14 protein-coding genes are annotated in these 17436 nt (G+C 50.3%); 7 read left to right on the top strand and 7 right to left on the bottom strand.

All coding sequences use genetic code 11. The features are described 5' to 3' along the window. Positions 1-8: 8 nt before the first annotated feature. Positions 9-1112, top strand: a complete 1104-nt coding sequence (locus AC27IB_RS03535) for a serine hydrolase domain-containing protein (RefSeq protein ID WP_487119011.1) — start codon at positions 9-11, stop codon at positions 1110-1112. 34 nt (positions 1113-1146) lie between these two features. Here AC27IB_RS03535 and speA read toward each other — a convergent pair whose 3' ends face one another. Continuing rightward, positions 1147-3075 carry a biosynthetic arginine decarboxylase gene (gene speA / locus AC27IB_RS03530; RefSeq protein WP_487118962.1) on the bottom strand — a complete coding sequence of 643 codons (1929 nt, stop codon included), beginning with the start codon at positions 3073-3075 and terminating at the stop codon, positions 1147-1149. Between the two features lie 283 nt (positions 3076-3358). Between speA and AC27IB_RS03525 the strand changes: the two genes are divergently transcribed. Beyond that, entirely contained in the window at positions 3359-3736 is a 378-nt protein-coding gene (locus AC27IB_RS03525; protein ID WP_487118960.1) for a DUF3224 domain-containing protein, read from the top strand. A 174-nt stretch (positions 3737-3910) separates the two neighbouring features. Further along, positions 3911-4642, top strand: a complete 732-nt coding sequence (locus AC27IB_RS03520; protein ID WP_487118958.1) for a MauE/DoxX family redox-associated membrane protein — start codon at positions 3911-3913, stop codon at positions 4640-4642. Positions 4643-4685: 43 nt separating this feature from the next. Here AC27IB_RS03520 and AC27IB_RS03515 read toward each other — a convergent pair whose 3' ends face one another. Continuing rightward, on the bottom strand, positions 4686-5954 hold the full coding sequence (locus tag AC27IB_RS03515) for a pectin acetylesterase-family hydrolase (RefSeq protein ID WP_487118956.1): 1269 nt from the start codon (positions 5952-5954) through the stop codon (positions 4686-4688). A 242-nt stretch (positions 5955-6196) separates the two neighbouring features. On the opposite strand from AC27IB_RS03515, the gene glpK reads away from it, so the two are divergent. From glpK to AC27IB_RS03495, 4 genes are all read left to right on the top strand, one after another. Beyond that, entirely contained in the window at positions 6197-7693 is a 1497-nt protein-coding gene (gene glpK, locus AC27IB_RS03510; protein ID WP_487118954.1) for a glycerol kinase GlpK, read from the top strand. Positions 7694-8017: 324 nt separating this feature from the next. Further along, on the top strand, positions 8018-8779 hold the full coding sequence (locus tag AC27IB_RS03505) for a fumarate reductase cytochrome b subunit (protein WP_487118952.1): 762 nt from the start codon (positions 8018-8020) through the stop codon (positions 8777-8779). Beyond that, positions 8779-10752, top strand: coding sequence for a fumarate reductase flavoprotein subunit (locus AC27IB_RS03500; protein ID WP_487118950.1), 1974 nt, complete (start codon positions 8779-8781; stop codon positions 10750-10752). Before AC27IB_RS03505 ends, AC27IB_RS03500 begins: the two co-directional genes overlap by 1 nt. Positions 10753-10784: 32 nt before the next feature. Beyond that, on the top strand, positions 10785-11513 hold the full coding sequence (locus tag AC27IB_RS03495) for a fumarate reductase iron-sulfur subunit (protein ID WP_476726840.1): 729 nt from the start codon (positions 10785-10787) through the stop codon (positions 11511-11513). A 71-nt stretch (positions 11514-11584) separates the two neighbouring features. Here AC27IB_RS03495 and AC27IB_RS03490 read toward each other — a convergent pair whose 3' ends face one another. The 5 genes from AC27IB_RS03490 to AC27IB_RS03470 form a co-directional block, all read right to left on the bottom strand. After that, positions 11585-13393, bottom strand: a complete 1809-nt coding sequence (locus AC27IB_RS03490) for a DUF5666 domain-containing protein (RefSeq protein WP_105933135.1) — start codon at positions 13391-13393, stop codon at positions 11585-11587. Between the two features lie 136 nt (positions 13394-13529). Then, positions 13530-14018: a helix-turn-helix transcriptional regulator gene (locus AC27IB_RS03485; protein ID WP_241155634.1), complete on the bottom strand. Its 489-nt coding sequence runs from the start codon at positions 14016-14018 to the stop codon at positions 13530-13532. Positions 14019-14132: 114 nt separating this feature from the next. Beyond that, positions 14133-15521 carry an NAD(P)(+) transhydrogenase (Re/Si-specific) subunit beta gene (locus tag AC27IB_RS03480; protein ID WP_487118947.1) on the bottom strand — a complete coding sequence of 463 codons (1389 nt, stop codon included), beginning with the start codon at positions 15519-15521 and terminating at the stop codon, positions 14133-14135. A gap of 12 nt (positions 15522-15533) precedes the next feature. After that, entirely contained in the window at positions 15534-15818 is a 285-nt protein-coding gene (locus tag AC27IB_RS03475; protein WP_105933132.1) for an NAD(P) transhydrogenase subunit alpha part 2, read from the bottom strand. Between the two features lie 3 nt (positions 15819-15821). Next, the gene (locus tag AC27IB_RS03470) at positions 15822-16979 is read right to left on the bottom strand and encodes an NAD(P) transhydrogenase subunit alpha (RefSeq protein ID WP_487118945.1); all 1158 of its coding nucleotides are present in this window, start codon (positions 16977-16979) and stop codon (positions 15822-15824) included. Positions 16980-17436 lie beyond the last annotated feature (457 nt).

Here is a 17436-nt window from a genome sequence, read left to right as displayed (position 1 = left end):
TGTGTGTAATGCCTGGATGCATTGTTAGTAACACCACGATCGCCGCCGACCAGTGGTTTGAAGACTATGCTGCCCAGGTAAAGCGCGACGCACGCAAATACAATGTGCCCGGTTACGCCATGGTATTTTATCAGCAGGGCAAATCACCGGTTATCAAGGTTTACGGCAGAACTCACAGTGGCGGGAAGCCTGTTGACGAGAATACGGTGTTCCGCCTGGCATCGGTATCGAAGACCTTTACCGCTGTACTGATGGCCAAGCTGGTGCGGCAGAATCAACTCGACTGGACGACCCCCGTGACCGAAATGAGCCCTACGCTGGGCGCCGCAGGCACATTGAACCCAGGCATGACACTGGGCCATATTGTTGGCCAGTCCAGTGGCTTTATGCCTAACGCTTACGACAATCTTATTGAAGCGAATTACCCATTAAAGCGGGTCCTCAATCAACTCGCCGGACTCGAACCCTTGTGTCAGCCCGGCGAGTGTTACACTTATCAGAACGCGCTGTTTGGCGTGATCCAGGAGTATTTTGTCAGTCGCAATACCTCTTATCAGCGCCAGTTGCAGGAGCAATTACTCACACCGCTGGGAATGGATACTGCCAGTGCCGGCAAAGGCGGCTTGCTGGCTTCCGGGCAGTGGGCCCGCCCGCACATTGCCATAGCGCGAAATCGCTGGCGCGAGGGCCAGGTGGAAAGTAATTACTACCGGTTTACGCCCGCGGCCGGTGTGAATGCCAGCATCAACGACATGACCCGCTGGCTGCAGGCGATGTTATTAGAGTTTCCCACTGTTGTGCCGGAAGATGTTGTGGCAGCAGTAACCACCCCGCGGGTACGCACCACCCGTGAAGTTTACCGCCGCGGCTGGCGTGACGATCTTAGCGATGCCCACTATGGTCTTGGCTGGCGGATTTATGATTATGCCGGCGAGGTGCTTAACTATCATGGCGGCTGGGTAAAAGGCTATCGTGCAGATGTGTCGTTTTCGCCGAAATACAAAGCCGGCTATGTGATGCTGATGAACGCTGAGTCTAATCTCATAAACACCACCACGGCGGAGTTCTGGGAGGCTTACTTTGAGCAGGCAAAACGTCGCTCGCCGGAGTAGTTCCCCGCCCACAGAATTGCGGGCGGGGCTGCTGCTATTTACCGGTTTTTAAATAGGTATATCCGCTCAGACAGGCCTCATAAAAGTCTGTCCAACGCACACCTTCGCGGGGTTTGATATTGCCCGCCGACACCTGCTTGTCGATTAACCGTTTAACATCGTAAGCCATGGCTTTAGGGTTGTACTGCATAATGCTCAGTACATCTTCTACCGAAGATCCTTTCACCACTTCTTCGATGTAGAAATCTTCCGGATCGTCGTCGTAACTAAAGATATGCACTTCGTTCAGACGACCAAACAGATTATGCATATCACCCATTACGTCCTGATAAGCGCCGGTCAGGAACAGCCCGATGTAGTATGGCTCGTTAGGCTGCAGTTTATGCATGGGCAACACATCGGTGATCTCACGACCAACAGTGAACTGATCGATTTTTCCGTCGCTGTCGCAGGTGATATCTACCAGCGAGCAGTTTACGTCCGGCCGCTCGTTCATCCGCGAGATAGGCACAACCGGCAATAGCTGGTCGATGGCCCAGGTATCTGCAGCCGACTGAAACACCGAGAAATTGCACAGATACTGTGATGACAAGCTGTAATCAAGCTCCTGCAACTCTTCGGGTACGTAGTCTGCGTGGGCGTAATACTCCTGTAAACGCTCCATTATCTCCCAGTACAGGGTTTCGATTTTTGCCAGTTCTTCCAGAGAAAGAACGCGTAGCTTGAACGCGTCCAGCGCCTGCTCTTTGTATTGAGAGGCATCGTTATACAGTTCCTGCATATTGGTTTGCTGGTCGAAGGAGCTGGCCATTTCGCGCATGTTCTTTACGAAATAATGCTCACCTTCTGCTTCGCTGGTGTCGACGCCTGCGCTGTTGGAGCGGATTTCGCCCATAATCTGGGTGATTACGCAGCTGTGGTGGGCGGTAATCGCCCGGCCACTTTCGCTCACCAGATTAGGATGCGGCACGCCTTCCAGATCACACACTTCTTTCATGCCATAAACCACGTCGGCCACATACTCCTGCATGGAGTAGTTACGCGAGGATTCACTGGTTGAGGCAGTACCATCGTAGTCGATACCCAGACCACCACCTACATCAACATAGTCGAGCGGGAAACCCATTTTATGCATTTCGGCATAAATGCGGCCGCCTTCAGAAATCGCCTCTTTTACGGAGCGGATGTCGGTAAGCTGGCTGCCAATATGAAAATGCAGTAGCTTCAGGCAGTGAGCCATTCCCTGTTCTTTGAGGTAACGGGCGGTATTAATGATTTCGGCAAAACTCAAACCAAATTTGGCACGTTCGCCACCGGAGCTCTCCCACTTACCACGGCCTTTCACTGTCATTTTGGCGCGTACACCTATTAACGGCTCAATGCCCAGTTCTTTGGAGATTTTAACCAGTAACAGTAGCTCTGAGTATTTCTCAACGACCACAACCATGCGCCGACCGAGTTTGCGACCGAGCAACGCCAGACGCATAAACTCTTCGTCTTTATAGCCATTAAGAATGGTTAATGAGTCTTCATTGGTGTTAAGCGCTAACACGGTAATTAGCTCGGCTTTTGAACCGGCCTCAAGACCATAGTTGTAGTGTTCGCCCACATCAACGATCTCTTCCACTACTTCACGCATCTGGTTAACTTTTACCGGATACACGCCCTGATATTCGCCGCTGTATTCAGCCTCAGCAATGGTATTGCGGAAGATGGTATTCAGGTTAGCAACCTGAGAACGCAAAATATCATGAAAACGCACTACAACCGGCAGTTGCACGCCTTCCTGATGGATTTCATCAATGACCGCTTTGAAATCGATTTGAATTGATGGATCTGAAGGGTTGGGGGTAACCTTAATATTGCCGTTTTCACCAATGTGAAAATAGCCACCGCCCCAGCGGGAAACGCCGTATACGCGTTCCGCCTCTTCAACAGACCACTCCTGAGAAGTTCCATCCATCGCTAACACCTTAAATATTTTGCGTGCTGGTAAAAAATGATTGCAGCTGACATGCACATGGCGCGTATTATAACGGTCTTTACAGTCAGCGCTATGACAATTTACGCATCTAAAACTGACCCGGATTACTGCTTTTTTACGTATTAAGTCAATATGATAGAAATTTGTTGACTATTTTTTACCCACCACAGTACCATAAAGTAGTACAAATTCATGACGTTAACATATTATCTGTGAGCATTTCATGGTGCCGGGATAAGTCCACGGAAAGGAGTATGAGGGAATGCAACGTGTATTAGGAGAATTTGCCGTTGAGTTAACCCCGCAGCAGGACGAGCTGGACATGGGCAGAATGCTATTCACAAAATCCTTTACCGGCGAGCTTGCCGGTACTTCCAGTGGCCAGATGCTCAGTAAACACAGCACAGTGCAGGGGTCGGCAGGTTACGTAGCCATCGAAACCTTTGAAGGCGAACTACAGGGCAAAAAAGGCAGCTTCTCCCTGCAACATCTGGGCATTATGAGCCGGGGCGAGCAAAAGTTAACCGTCATAGTGGTGCCAGATTCAGCCACCGAAGGTCTCGAGGGTTTATACGGAAATATGCAAATTCAGATAGTCGATGGTAAGCACTACTACGACTTTGAGTTTGATTTTACTTGAATACACCCTGTAATAAGCCACAACACAGCTAAAACCGCTGATTCATCATGGCAGGAATAGTTCCTGCATAGATCTCCCGTAAAGTTTAAAACACCCTCTATTTTACCGTGCTGAGCTGCAGTTATTGCAGGTTGGTTGCGCTGGGTGTGAATAATTTTCATTGTGGAGGACGTTATGAGTAAAACAGCCAGGCTATATCGCATGGTGACATCACAACATATCTGCCCTTTTGGCCTGCGTTCTAAGGATTTACTGGAGCGGAAAGGGTTTGAGGTGGAGGATCATCAGTTATCTTCACGCGAAGAAACCGATGCGTTTAAACAGCAATACGATGTAGAAACCACCCCGCAAACCTTCATTGATGGCAAGCGGGTTGGCGGTTACGATGACCTGCGCGAGTATTTTGGTAAAGACGAGGCGGGCCAGACAGGTACTACCTACACGCCGGTCATTACCATTTTTTCGGTAGCAGCATTAATGACCGTCGGTTGGCAGTTTGCCATGGGCAGCAGCCTGCTGAGTTTATCGTCATTACTACTGTTTATTGCTGTCAGCATGTGTTTTCTTGCAGTGCAAAAACTGCAGGATTTATACAGCTTTACCCAATCTTTTATTACCTATGATCTGCTTGCCATGCGCTGGCTGCGCTATGGTTACTGTTACCCATTTCTGGAGGCCTACGCAGGCATCGGCATGATAGCTGGTTTGCCGGCCCTGTGGGTTGCTCCGGTGTCGCTGTTTATCGGTACCGTTGGTGCCCTATCAGTATTTAAAGCGGTATATATAGACAAGCGAGAACTCAAATGCGCCTGCGTCGGCGGCGACAGCAATGTGCCGCTGGGCTTTGTTTCGCTGTCGGAAAACCTGTTCATGATTGGCGGTGGTTTCCTGATGCTACTGAGCTAATCTGAGCGATTAAAAAAGGCTGCCGGATGGCAGCCTTAACTTTTTACTGGTCAATCACACTGGTTTTTCTGAACTGCCAGCGGTTAGCAAACTGATGAAGCCAGCGGGTGAATCGCATTCGCCCCGCTCTTTCATCATAAAACGGATTATCTCCCGGCGCGGTGAGATAAGTATTCGTAAGCACTGTGTGAGCATCACCTGCGCCAATAAAATATTGATAATTTGGCACATACTCATTCAGGAAAGTATAAGAGCCTGTCATTGCAGCGCTCCACTCCATAAACAACAGGTAGTCATCTTCAGTAAGGCCCCAGGTAAACGGATCCATATTTCCGGCGTCAATTTCTGAGGAAATTTTATAGAACAGCACCTGTACGGCATCCAGTTGCGTGGAATACTGAGCAAAGCGAACCTGAGGATAACTGGCTGCCAGCACACCCATCATATCCTGATTTAACGTAGCTGCCTGATAAGCTCCCATAAACTGAGCAAACATCGGCGCCAGGCTATTTTCTACGCCCCAGGTATGACCAAAGGAGAAGGTCGACTCCACGAAGCCCGCAGACAATACCCCGGCAGCACCATCGCTTAACAAAGCGGTACGAGCTCTTGGGAAAGCAGCCTGCAGGTAAGGGAAGTTGATAGTGGCACCATAACCACCGGCACTGGAACCGGCAACCAACATTCTGCGGGGCTTAACCGTGCTGTGAGCATAATAGTCTTTCAACCACTCACGCACAGCCATAAAATTATCAAAACCGCGGTGGCGCACAGGTACCGGCGCGGCAGGCACGCCCGTTATTATGCCGGTGGTATCTTCATAAACCACATCGTTTGAACCAATGTGGATATCGCCGGTGCAATAAGGAATAAATACCTTGCTCCAGTTGGCAAAGGGGTTACGCGGATTATCGTCATCGAATATGCCGCCGGCATTGACCGGCGAGTTTTCGGTGTACATAGACGGGTTATAAGTAGGACGGCCACCAGGCACGCCGCTCAGAGCCAGTGATGTTACACAGGTCGCGTCATTCCAGCAGGCACCGCCACCGTTAAAAAAGACCACTAATTTACCGGCATTGCCCGGTTTAAAATAGAAGTGGAAATCATTTGGAATAACAGCCCCGGTAGCAGGGTCCGTGATGGTCTCCAGAGCACAGGCCGGTGTCAGCGTTTGCAGTTGCCCCTCATCATTGATGATTTCTACAGTGGATGGCACCGGAATTTGTTGCCATTCTTCAGCGTTAACATTGATATGCAAAACACAGGAACATAGAGCTACTAAAGCACTTAAGCAGCGTAAGCGAGTCATATTTCATCCTTGAGTGGTAAAAGGTCGTTGGGTATTAAACCGCTGATGCTGCAGGTAGAAGCGGGAAAAGCTTATTAATATAAGTCTTAACTTACATTAAAGTAAAAATCGCAGGCAGCAAAGCAATAAATTGGCTTAACCCACAATTATTGTGTCGTATGGCGCGCATAAGCCAGGGACTGGCGTTCCGCTTTTATCCCGTTAAACTACAGCATTATAACTAATTGAATAATGAGCAACGTATGCCTGCTGCAACCGGTAACTCTGCCTACCTGGCCATTGACCAGGGAACCACTTCTTCCAGGGCCATTTTATTTAACCACCAGTTTGAGATTCTTTACACGGCTCAGCGGGAATTTCCGCAGTACTACCCCAAAAACGGTTGGGTAGAGCAGGATCCGGAGGAACTCTGGCAGTCGGTACTGAATGTGGCCCGTGAAGCGCTAACCGTTGCCAGCGATCTCAAACTGTCTGTCAAACATGTGGGGATCACCAACCAACGGGAAACCACGCTGGTCTGGAACAAAGAAACCGGCCAGCCTGTGTACAATGCTATTGTCTGGCAGGACCGGCGCACCAGCGGCTATTGCAGTAGCTTGTCTGTGCATGAAAACCTGGTACAACAAAAAACCGGCCTCAAACTGGACCCGTACTTTTCGGCCAGCAAGATTCGCTGGATCCTCGACAATGTGGAAGGCACGGCCGAGCTGGCCGCAAATAACAAGCTGTTATTCGGGACCGTTGATACGTTCTTAATCTGGCGTTTAACCAACGGTAATGTGCACGCCACCGATGTGACCAATGCCAGTCGCACCAGTTTGTTTAATATTCACAGCCAGCAGTGGGATGAAGAACTCTTAGCGCTGTTTGATATTCCAGCTGGCCTGCTGCCAGAGGTTAAAGATTGTGCCGACGACTTTGGTCGAACGCAGGCAGGCCTGTTGCCTGTGGTGTTAAACATCAGCGGTGTTGCCGGCGACCAGCAGGCTGCTATGGTGGGCCAGGGCTGTGTTACTCAGGGCAGCGTTAAAGCCACCTATGGCACGGGCTGCTTTGCCCTGGTCAACACCGGCAGCCAGTGTGACATCAACCACACGGGCCTGCTTACCACCATTGCGTATCGGCTCAACGGTATAACCCATTATGCGGTAGAAGGCTCCATTTTTGTTGCTGGCGCGGCGGTACAATGGCTGCGCGACGGGCTGGGTTTAATTGAAAAAGCCGCCGATTCCGAAGCCATTGCCGGACAAGTGGGTAACGAACACGGCCTGGTGGTAGTGCCCGCTTTTACCGGTCTTGGTGCACCGCACTGGGATCCTGATGCCCGTGGGGCAGTCTTCGGCATCACCCGTGCCACTACTGCCAATGATATTGTGCGCGCTACCCTCGAATCGATTTGTTTTCAAACCCACGACTTAGTCACTGCCATGAGCAGCGGCGGTAATCCACCAACTATTTTAAAGGTAGATGGTGGTATGGTGGCCAACGAGTGGTTTTGCCAGTATCTGGCCGATACGTTGAATGTGCCGGTAGTCAGGCCAAAAGTGATGGAAACCACCGCACTGGGCGCTGCACTACTGGCCGCTTTTCAGGCCGGAGATATCACCGAATTAAACCAACTGGCCGAAGCGAATCCCTGCCAGCGTGAGTTTGAAGCCAATGCCACCGACAGCGCCCGCGAGCAGCGTTTAACCCAGTGGCATAAAGCGGTAAAAGCAACCCTGCTGATGACCTCTTAAATACCAAATTCTGCACAGCCAGGGGCCATTTAGGCTCCTTGTCGAGACAAAACTGTACCAGTAGTTTAACCACCCTGCTCTTTTTACGGGAGATTGAAACCAGAGGATGATCCAGAACAAACATTGGTAAAGTTGCCTTAGTTAGTGCATTGCGCCACACTTTTTAGTGCCGTAAAGTAAAACAAATACCGCATGGTTTGTGCTGTCGTCTTATGCAATCCCAACCAGCCATGTCATAACAAAGTAAAACTTAACTCTTACATTCAATCACTCAGGCCATCTTTCCCTGCATGCAGGGAACCCGACTTTCAGGGAGAAAGTGCTGTGCTGTTCAAAAATCCGCTATCCAGCCCCCGCGGCCCCGCTGTAATGGACATGCTGCAAAGTGTCAGCGGCATCATTCTGGCCCTGTTCATGTGGGCGCACATGTTTATGGTGTCGAGCATTCTGCTGGGCAATGATGCCATGTACTGGGTGACCAAGATGTTTGAGGGCGAGCCAATCTTTGGTAAGGGCTACCCCATTCTGGTGAGCCTGTTTGCGCTGTTTATTCTGTCGTTAGTTGTGCTTCACGCGTTTCTGGCGATGCGTAAGTTTCCGGCCACTCACCGCCAGTACCGTACCCTGCACAATCATCTTGGCGGTATACGCCATACCGACAGTTACCTGTGGTATGTGCAGGTGATCACCGGTTTCGCCTTATTCTTTCTGGCCTCTGTTCATTTATACCAGTTAATCATGCATCCAGCGGATATCGGCCCGTACGCCTCATCCGACAGAGTATGGACTGGGCGCATGTGGCCGCTGTATTTAATGCTGCTGTTTGTGGTTGAGCTCCACGGCGGCATTGGCCTGTACCGGGTGCTCGTCAAGTGGGGCTGGTTTATGGGCAAGGATCCAAAAGTTGGCCGCAAACGCCTGACCATAGCCAAATGGGTACTCACTTTATTCTTTCTGGTACTGGGATCACTGACGCTCGCCGCCTATATGAAAGTAGGCTACGAGCATCAGGACCGCGCCGGAGAGCGTTATCATCCCGCCGAATATTCGCAGCTGCACAGCGCCTCGCAAGGAGAGAATGACTAATGCAAACGATTGTAACCGATGCGCTGATTATTGGTGGTGGTCTGGCCGGTTTACGAGCCGCTATTGGGGTTAAGCGCCGTGGCTTTACGCCACTTATTTTAAGCCTTGTGCCGCCCAAACGCTCGCACAGTGCGGCAGCACAAGGGGGTATGCAGGCCAGTTTAGGCAACAGTGCCAAGGGCTGGGGCGATAACGAAGACGTGCATTTTGCCGACACTATTCGCGGCAGTGACTGGGGCGCCGATCAGGTAGTTGCCCGCATGTTTGTGCATACCGCCCCGAAAGCGGTGCGCGAACTGGCTGCCTGGGGTGTCCCCTGGAACCGGGTACAAAAAGGCGATCATAAAAGTGTGATCAACGGCGAAGAAGTAACGATTACAGAAAGGGATGAGTCACACGGCCTGATTACCGCACGCAACTTTGGTGGCACGGCCAAATGGCGCACTAACTATGTGGCCGACGGCACCGGCCACTCCATGCTGTATACCATGAGTAATCAGGCCATTGCCGAGGGCATTGAAGTCCACGAGCGCATGGAGGCCATTGCTCTGCTCCATGATAACGGCCGCTGTCAGGGTGCGATTGTACGAAACCTCATTACCGGTGAACTCATGGTTTACCTGGCTAAAGTCACCTGTATTGCTACCGGCGGCTTCGGCCGTATTTACCGGGTATCCACCAACGCCGTAATTAATCAGGGCATTGGTACTGCTATCGCACTTGAAACCGGCATTGCCAAACTGGGCAATATGGAAGCGGTGCAGTTTCATCCCACCGGAATTTTCCCGGCGGGTATACTGGTTACTGAGGGCTGTCGCGGCGATGGCGGCCTGTTGCTGGATGCAAAAGAGCACCGCTTTATGCCGGATTATGAACCCGAGAAGCGCGAGCTTGCCTCCCGCGATGTGGTGTCGCGCTGGATGGAAACGCACATTCGTAACGGCCACGGCGTACAGTCCCGTTTTGGTGAACATTTGTGGCTGGATATCCGTTTGCTGGGCAAAAAGCATATCAACAGCAAACTGCGCGAGGTGAAGGAAATCTGCCAGTATTTCTTAGGTGTCGATCCTACCGAGTCGCTTATTCCGGTGCGCCCGGCTCAGCATTATTCTATGGGTGGTATCCGTACCGATTACCGCGGCGAATCACCAACGCTAAAAGGCTTATTTGCAGCCGGCGAGGCAGCCTGCTGGGATATGCACGGTTTTAATCGCCTTGGCGGTAACTCGGTGGCTGAAACCGTGGTAGCCGGCATGATTGTAGGCGAGTTTATGGCCGACAGCCTGACCACAGAGGCTACCCTGGCAATCAGTTCTACGGCCATTGATAGCCAGGTGAATGAGGTTCGTGATGAACTGGCGTCGTTCCAGCGCAGCGAGAATAACGAAAACGCCTGGCAAATTATTGAAGCCATGCAATCAGTGATGACCGACAAAGTGGGGATTTTCCGCCACGGTGAGCAGTTGGCTGAGGCGGTTACTGAATTGCAATCTCTGTATGAGCGTGCCGGACGAATAAAAGTCAGCGACACCAGCCGTGGTGTAAACCCGGAACTCTGCGCGGCTTATCGCGCCAAAAAGATGCTTAAGCTAAGCCTGTGTGTGGCCAGTGGTGCATTAGCCAGGGAAGAAAGCCGCGGCGCGCATTGCCGTGAAGACTTCCCGCTTAGAAACGACAAAGACTGGCTCAAGCGTACGCTGACCAGCTGGTCACCTGAGGCAGCCTCGCCTGCCATAGACTATGAGCCGCTCGATGTAATGAGCATGGAACTGCCGCCCGGCTGGCGCGGTTATGGTGGCAAAGAGCGCATTGATCACCCTGATACGCCTACTCGTCAGGCCGAAGTAGATGGCGTACAAGCAGGCGATGCAGACCGTTTTGCCAAACAACAGCAACTGATGCCCTTTACAGGCTGCTTGCCCGAACCCTTCCGTGGCCGCAACGCCCGTTTATCCGAGGAGCTTGATGCATGAACGCCTGCACAGAAAAAACCATTCCGGTAAAGGTGAGCACCGCGAGAACCATTGAGTTTGCGATTTTTCGGCATAACCCTTTCGATGAGGCCAGCGAGCCGCATTTTGAAACCTACCAGTTAGAAGAAGCAGACAGCATGACGCTGTTTATCGCGTTAAATGAAATTCGCGCTAAACAGGCCCCCTCTTTGCAGTTTGATTTTGTGTGCCGGGCCGGCATTTGCGGCAGTTGCGCCATGCTCATTAACGGTCGCCCGGGTCTCGCCTGCCGCACCTTGATAAGCCAGCTTCCAACCAAAGTTACTTTAATGCCATTACCCGGCTTTGAGCTGATCGGCGACTTATCGGTGAACACGGGTAAGTGGATGCGCGGCATGAGTGAGCATTTACAAACCTGGATTCACAGCGCAGAAGTAAGTAACTTTGATGCGATGGAAGAAAAAATGGCACCAGAGCAGGCCGAACAGATTTACGAGCTGGAGCGTTGTATTGAGTGCGGTTGCTGTATCGCCGGCTGTGGTACTGCCCAAATGCGCCCGGAATTTGTTGGCGCAGTAGGCTTAAATCAATTAGCTCGTTTTAAAATTGATCCCCGGGACAATCGCACCGATGCGCAGTTTTACGAAGTCATTGGCAACGAACACGGCGTATTTGGTTGTATGACCATGCTCGGCTGTGAAGACTTCTGCCCCAAAGAACTGCCCCTGGCGCAGCAAATTGCTTATATGCGCCGTGCTATGGCGGCTGCCGGAATAAACTAACCAGCTTATTGCAGAGCCGAGCGATAACAAACCGTTAGCGGCTGTATAAAGCCGCTAACGGTTAACGCTGATTAGTCGTCGTCACTTTCGCCGTTATCGTCGGACGTTTCGATTTCAGCTTCCCTGGCCAGTAGTACCCCTGCTTCGTTGAGCGAACCTTCTACCTCGACGATAGTGCCTGCACTGATGGCTGCCATAAACTCAGCGGCGCTCACCCGGCGGCCGTTAAGTTCAAGCTCGGACGCACCACTTATATCTACCTCGTAGCCATTCACCGTAAAGCGGTTGTCTGCACCCACTGCACTAACCCGTCCTTCAATCTCCAGATAAGTACCCGTGGTAGCGCCATCGTTATCCTGGCCGTCGTCGTTATCGTCCGAATTATCATCAGAGCCATCATCCGAACCACCGTCTGAATCATCATCCGAATTGTCATCTTCGAGCTCCAACTCAAACTTATTCGCGGTAAAGCTACCATTGGCATCATAGTTTCCACGTACCTCAAGTATTACACCGTTAACCAGGGCAGCAATGAACTCTGCCAACGTGACACGGCGATCGTCAAGCAAGTAAACTGCGTCGACACTCATAGCGATAGTCAGGCCCGAGAGCGTTACAGAGTTCTCTGTAAAAGCTGTAAGATACCCTTCAACCTCAGACTCCTCGTAATACTCGTTGTCATCCTCACGCTCGAGTCGCAGTACGATGTTTTGCCCTGCCTCCACCTGATAAACCACTTCCACTAAATCATTCAGTTGTAGTGAATTCAGTGCAATGTATTGGTCATTATCGTCTTCAAAGCGGGTTTGTGTATTAACGTAAAATACCGTGTTGTTAACGGTAAATGAGCCTGCTTCGTTGTCCAGAGCAGTAATCATTCCCTTTAGCTTGCCGTCGGTAACGGATAGTTGTTTAAACTCAATTTTGGTAACGGTTTGCTCGCCGTTATTAAAGGCCAGGTTCAGTTCAACCACTACACCCGGCGCTAAATTTTCAGCTGCGCCATATTCAAACTGAGTGGCATTATTATAAGCGTAAGTTTGACCATAAATTTCCAGCGTCTGAGCAGCAGCATCTACCGCCGTAATCACCCCTTCCACTTCAGCTTCTGCAATGTCATCCTGCTCTTCAAAGCGGCTGTTGCGTACTTCAAGCTCAGAAGCCACAAAGACATTGTTAGTTATTACTCCCTCAAGTTTAACCTGCAGCGCGTTGGCCAGCTCACCCTCTGGCACCGCCTGGCTGTAATCCACCTGCATGCTGCCAATGAAAAAAGTTTGCGCAGTCGTTTCCAGCTCGCTAATCACTCCGGTGATGTGCTGTGGCTCACTTTCTGGCAGATCATTTTCCAGTTCTACGTATGTGGCATAAAATGAGCCATCAGCCATTGCGTAGCCGCTTGCCTCGATGCGATCTCCCACGTTTAATGTGGTAACAGAGGTACCGATAAAATGGGTTAAATCGTCGTACACCATCGTTACACCGGCAATTTGAATTTGCCCGGCAGAGCGATCAATCGACTGAATAATCCCACCCACATCTGAGTCGTAAGTAATACTCGTTGCGCTGGCGTCATTGCTATTTTCATCGTCGTCATCATCACTGGTGAGCTGAATTTTCATGCCCACTTTTAATGCGTCGATAGCCGCGCCGGCGTTGCCGTTAACAGTAATTGTGGTGGTATTGGTGGTATAGCGTTTACCATCGATGTAGACACTACCAAACCCGGTGATCACACCGCTTTTTACTACAGTAGTTGGATTGGAAGTTGGCGGCTCAGTGCCTGATGGCAGGGTTTCTACAGCAGAATCAGAAGATCCACCACCACAACCGGTTAGCAAACCGGCCAAAATAGATAAACTTAACAGTGAACGTCGCATTACGACTCCTCAGTGATTGCAAATTCTGTGAAGAGTATAGTCGTTAATCGCTATTGTTACCTTAGAACATTAGTTTGAAATACATAGGGCATTTAGCCTATAAGCGGGGCATATAGCTGATTTAATAGAATAAAAATCAACTCATTTCCTCAAAGAAAAACGCGGCGAGTTCGTGGCGGCCGGTACAGTCTGACTTTTTGTAGACTGCCGAGGCCTGGTGGCGAATGGTTTTCTCTGAGGTCTGGCGCAGCTCGGCAATTTCATTAAGGCTGAGGCCCTTTAATAAAAACAAGCCCACCTCTTTTTCGCTGGGGGTGAGTTGCCAGCGCTCAAACTGTTCCTGAACTGCGGCAAAAAAATCCCGCTTGGAGCGTTTGAGTTCTTCAGACATCTGACTGACTTTGGAGTTAGATAATTCTAAATCGGCTCTGAGTGCCTTAAGCGCTGTTGAGCGTTGGCGAATATCGATAATCAGAAACAAAAATAGACCAGATGATATCAGGATCAGTACAGACTCCTGAATAATGTGGATGAGCTCCAGATCTTCCGAAAAGTCGATATAAAGATCCATGCACTTGAGTGCAATAATGCACACCAGCGCGACAGACAGGACTTTATCTTTCACCACTTACTCCAACAATTTATCCGGTGGAAGGGGATCATATCAGCAGCCAACAAAAATGGCCTGCACAATTCACTTATGCAGGCCATTTTTACGATAATTGACTAAGCGTAACGATTAATCGTCACCAAACTCGCGAACGATATTATTAATGGTGTCTTTGGCATCACCCAGTACCATGCGGGTGTTGTCTTTAAAGAACAGCGGGTTGTCAACCCCGGCAAAACCAGCATTGGCAGAACGCTTAAGCACAAATACGGTTTTGGCGCGGTATACCTCAATTACCGGCATGCCGTAAATCGGGCTGCCTTTCATCTCTTTGGCCGCCGGGTTAACCACGTCGTTAGCACCGATAACAATGACCACGTCGTAGTTTTCCATGCGCGGATTCACATCGTCCATTTCGCACAGCAGATCATAAGGTACATCGGCTTCTGCCAGCAGTACGTTCATGTGGCCAGGCATACGTCCAGCTACCGGGTGAATAGCATATTCCACTGTACAGTTGTTTTCTTCCAGTAACGACTGCATCTCGCGAACCGCGTGTTGAGCCTGTGCTACCGCCATACCGTAACCCGGCACTACCAGTACAGACTGCGCGGCTTCCAGTACGTAAAACGCATCCTGGGCAGACATGATTTTCACTTCGCCTTCGATGGCCTCGCCCATTTCTACCGGCTTGGCAAACCCGGAAAGCAGTACATTCATGAGCGAGCGGTTCATGGCTTTACACATGATGTTAGTCAGAATAAGACCCGACGCGCCTACCAGCAGACCGGTAACAATTAGAATGGTGTTAGCAACCGCCAGACCCGCCGCACAGGCTGCAACACCTGAGTACGAGTTAAGCAGTGCGATAACCACCGGCATGTCGGCACCGCCAATGGAGATAGTGGCCCAGATACCAAAGCTTAACGCCAGTGCAATCGACACATACAACCACAGCGGGTTGCCCGGGTCGGTAGCAAACAAATAGCCGACCACAAAAAACGCTACCAGATGCAGAATGCTCAGTTCACGCAAACCAGTAAAGATAAACGCTTTCGACGACATCTTGCCAGAGAGCTTACCCCAGGCAATCACAGAGCCCGAGAAGGTGACACCACCAATTAAAATAGTCAGAAACACGGTGACAAAAACCAGTGAGTCGGTAGTGGCCAGCGTAATAGCACTCATACCGGAAACGGTTGCCCAGCCCAGCAGCAGTGATGCTGCGCCGCCATAACCGTTAAACAGCGACACCATTTCTGGCATCGAAGTCATCTCTACGCTTTTGGCTTTCCATGCACCGTACGCTCCGCCAATCACAAAACCCGCCAGGATCCAGTGATAGCTGATAATCTGCTGGTCGATTAAGGTAACGACCACGGCGATAAACATACCTATAGCCGATACCAGGTTGCCTTTTTTGGCCGATGACGGATGACTCAGTAATTTAAGGCCAACAATGAATAACGTGGTTGCCAGTACGTAGGCAAGATTAATGATCAATGCATTATCACTCACAGCATAATCTCCTTACTTGCCTTGTTTTTTCTTGAACATGCTGAGCATACGGTCGGTAACCATATACCCGCCCACCACGTTGATACTCGCCAGCGCTACGGCTGCCGTACCTAAAATAGTGGTTAGCGTATCGTTGTCAGAGCCTGAGGCTACCAACGCCCCCACCAGGGTGATCCCGGAGATTGCGTTAGAGCCGGACATTAACGGCGTGTGCAGTGTAGCCGGTACCTTACGGATAAGTTCGAACCCTAAAAAGGCAGCCAGCAGAACAATAAAGATCAGGTAAATAGTTTCCATGCGTTAGCCCCCTTTGTATGCGTTTTTGAGCATGTCATTGGTGATCTCGCCAGCGTGGGTAATTACGCTACTTGCGAGGATTTCGTCTTCCAGATCCAGCGTGAACTGCTTGGATTCCTTATCGAAAAACTCATCAATGAGATTGATCAGGTTATTGGCATACATATCGGTAGCATCGCGAGCCACGCGCTGGCTCCAGTTGCCGTCACCAATCACGGTAACGCCCTCAACCACCGCTGTTTCGCCAGGCACAGAGCCTTCAACGTTACCGCCCGATAGCGCAGCCATGTCCACCACAACACTTCCGGGCTTCATTAACGCCAGAGTTTGTTTGGAAATCAGCACCGGGGGTTTACGTCCGAACAGCTGGGCAGTGGTGATAACGATATCCGAGTCGGCAATCGCATCGCGCTGCGCTTCCTGCTGCTTGGCTTTTTGCTCGTCGGTAAGCTCTTTGGCATAACCGTCTTTGGTCTGACCGGTTTCACCAATATCAATTTTGAGAAACTTGCCGCCTAAAGATTCTACCTGCTCGGCCACTACCGGGCGGGTATCGTAAGCCAGCACGTTAGCGCCTAAACGCTTAGCAGTCGCAATGGCTTGCAGGCCAGCTACACCAGCACCAATAATAAACACCTTGGCCGGTTTAATGGTACCGGAGGGTGTCATCATCATGGGCAGGATGCTTGGCAGGGCATTCGCGGCCTGCATCATCATCACATAACCCGCCAGACTCGCCTGAGAACTCAGGGCATCCATTTTCTGGGCACGGGAGGAACGCGGGATCATTTCAACCGACAACGTCGACAAACCTTTATCAGCCATGCTCTCTACCAATTCCTGCTGGAAGAACGGATCGATATGGCCAATTACCAGCGCATTGGCTTTTAGCTGAGCCAGCTGACTGCTTAACGGGCGGTTAACGTAGAGCACAATATCGGCATCACCAAGCACGTCGGCAGTGGCTTCTACAATACTGGCACCTTGTTCGGTGTAGGCGGCATCGGGATAGCCTGATAACGCGCCAGCGTCTTGTTCAAGCATGACGGTAAAGCCCATTCGGGTAAACCGCATCACTGTGGCAGGCGTTACAGCGCAGCGCTGTTCGACAAAACTATCATCAATAGCGTGCCTTGCTTCGTTTAGAACTAAGAGTTTCAAGAGTATCCTCCTTTCCTCCGGGCAAAATTAACCTAACCGCCGTTTTTAAGGAGCGATTAAGCGGTATCTGTTTGTTGCCACAAGGTGCTTTTGATCCATTTACTACAAAATTGTAAAGCTCTTGCTTTATAAAACTGGTTTATATCTACAATTTTGTAATCTTCCATTTTTATTGGAGTTTTAGGAAAGGATTACAGCGAGAAGCCAATAATGCATAAATAAAATCGAAATTGAAAGAGAAAATTTACCCTTAAACACGTAAATACCACTTATGAAACGTTTAAGCCTTATAACTCTTACTTATAATACAATTCAAAGAAGTAGGTAAATAGTGCGGGCGGGGAATTGAGTATTTAGCGCAGATATGCAACGGGCTGCACTATGATTTTCACCGCTTGGTATTGGATGTTTATTTTACCGGCATAATTGCGATGCTTTTTTCAGCAATATGTCAAGC

This window comes from Alteromonas sp. 4NH20-0104 (assembly GCF_057547795.1).
The sequence above is the reverse complement of the archived record's forward strand: the minus strand, read 5'-3'. Positions and strand labels throughout refer to the sequence as shown.

Bases quoted from the DNA above. Each gene is read 5' to 3' on its own strand.
- AC27IB_RS03515 (WP_487118956.1), bottom strand. From the start codon at position 5,954: ATGACTCGCTTACGCTGCTTAAGTGCTTTAGTAGCTCTATGTTCCTGT.
- AC27IB_RS03535 (WP_487119011.1), top strand. From the start codon at position 9: ATGCCTGGATGCATTGTTAGTAACACCACGATCGCCGCCGACCAGTGG.
- AC27IB_RS03520 (WP_487118958.1), top strand. From the start codon at position 3,911: ATGAGTAAAACAGCCAGGCTATATCGCATGGTGACATCACAACATATC.
- speA (WP_487118962.1), bottom strand. From the start codon at position 3,075: ATGGATGGAACTTCTCAGGAGTGGTCTGTTGAAGAGGCGGAACGCGTA.
- glpK (WP_487118954.1), top strand. From the start codon at position 6,197: ATGCCTGCTGCAACCGGTAACTCTGCCTACCTGGCCATTGACCAGGGA.
- AC27IB_RS03490 (WP_105933135.1), bottom strand. From the start codon at position 13,393: ATGCGACGTTCACTGTTAAGTTTATCTATTTTGGCCGGTTTGCTAACC.
- AC27IB_RS03500 (WP_487118950.1), top strand. From the start codon at position 8,779: ATGCAAACGATTGTAACCGATGCGCTGATTATTGGTGGTGGTCTGGCC.
- AC27IB_RS03525 (WP_487118960.1), top strand. From the start codon at position 3,359: ATGCAACGTGTATTAGGAGAATTTGCCGTTGAGTTAACCCCGCAGCAG.
- AC27IB_RS03475 (WP_105933132.1), bottom strand. From the start codon at position 15,818: ATGGAAACTATTTACCTGATCTTTATTGTTCTGCTGGCTGCCTTTTTA.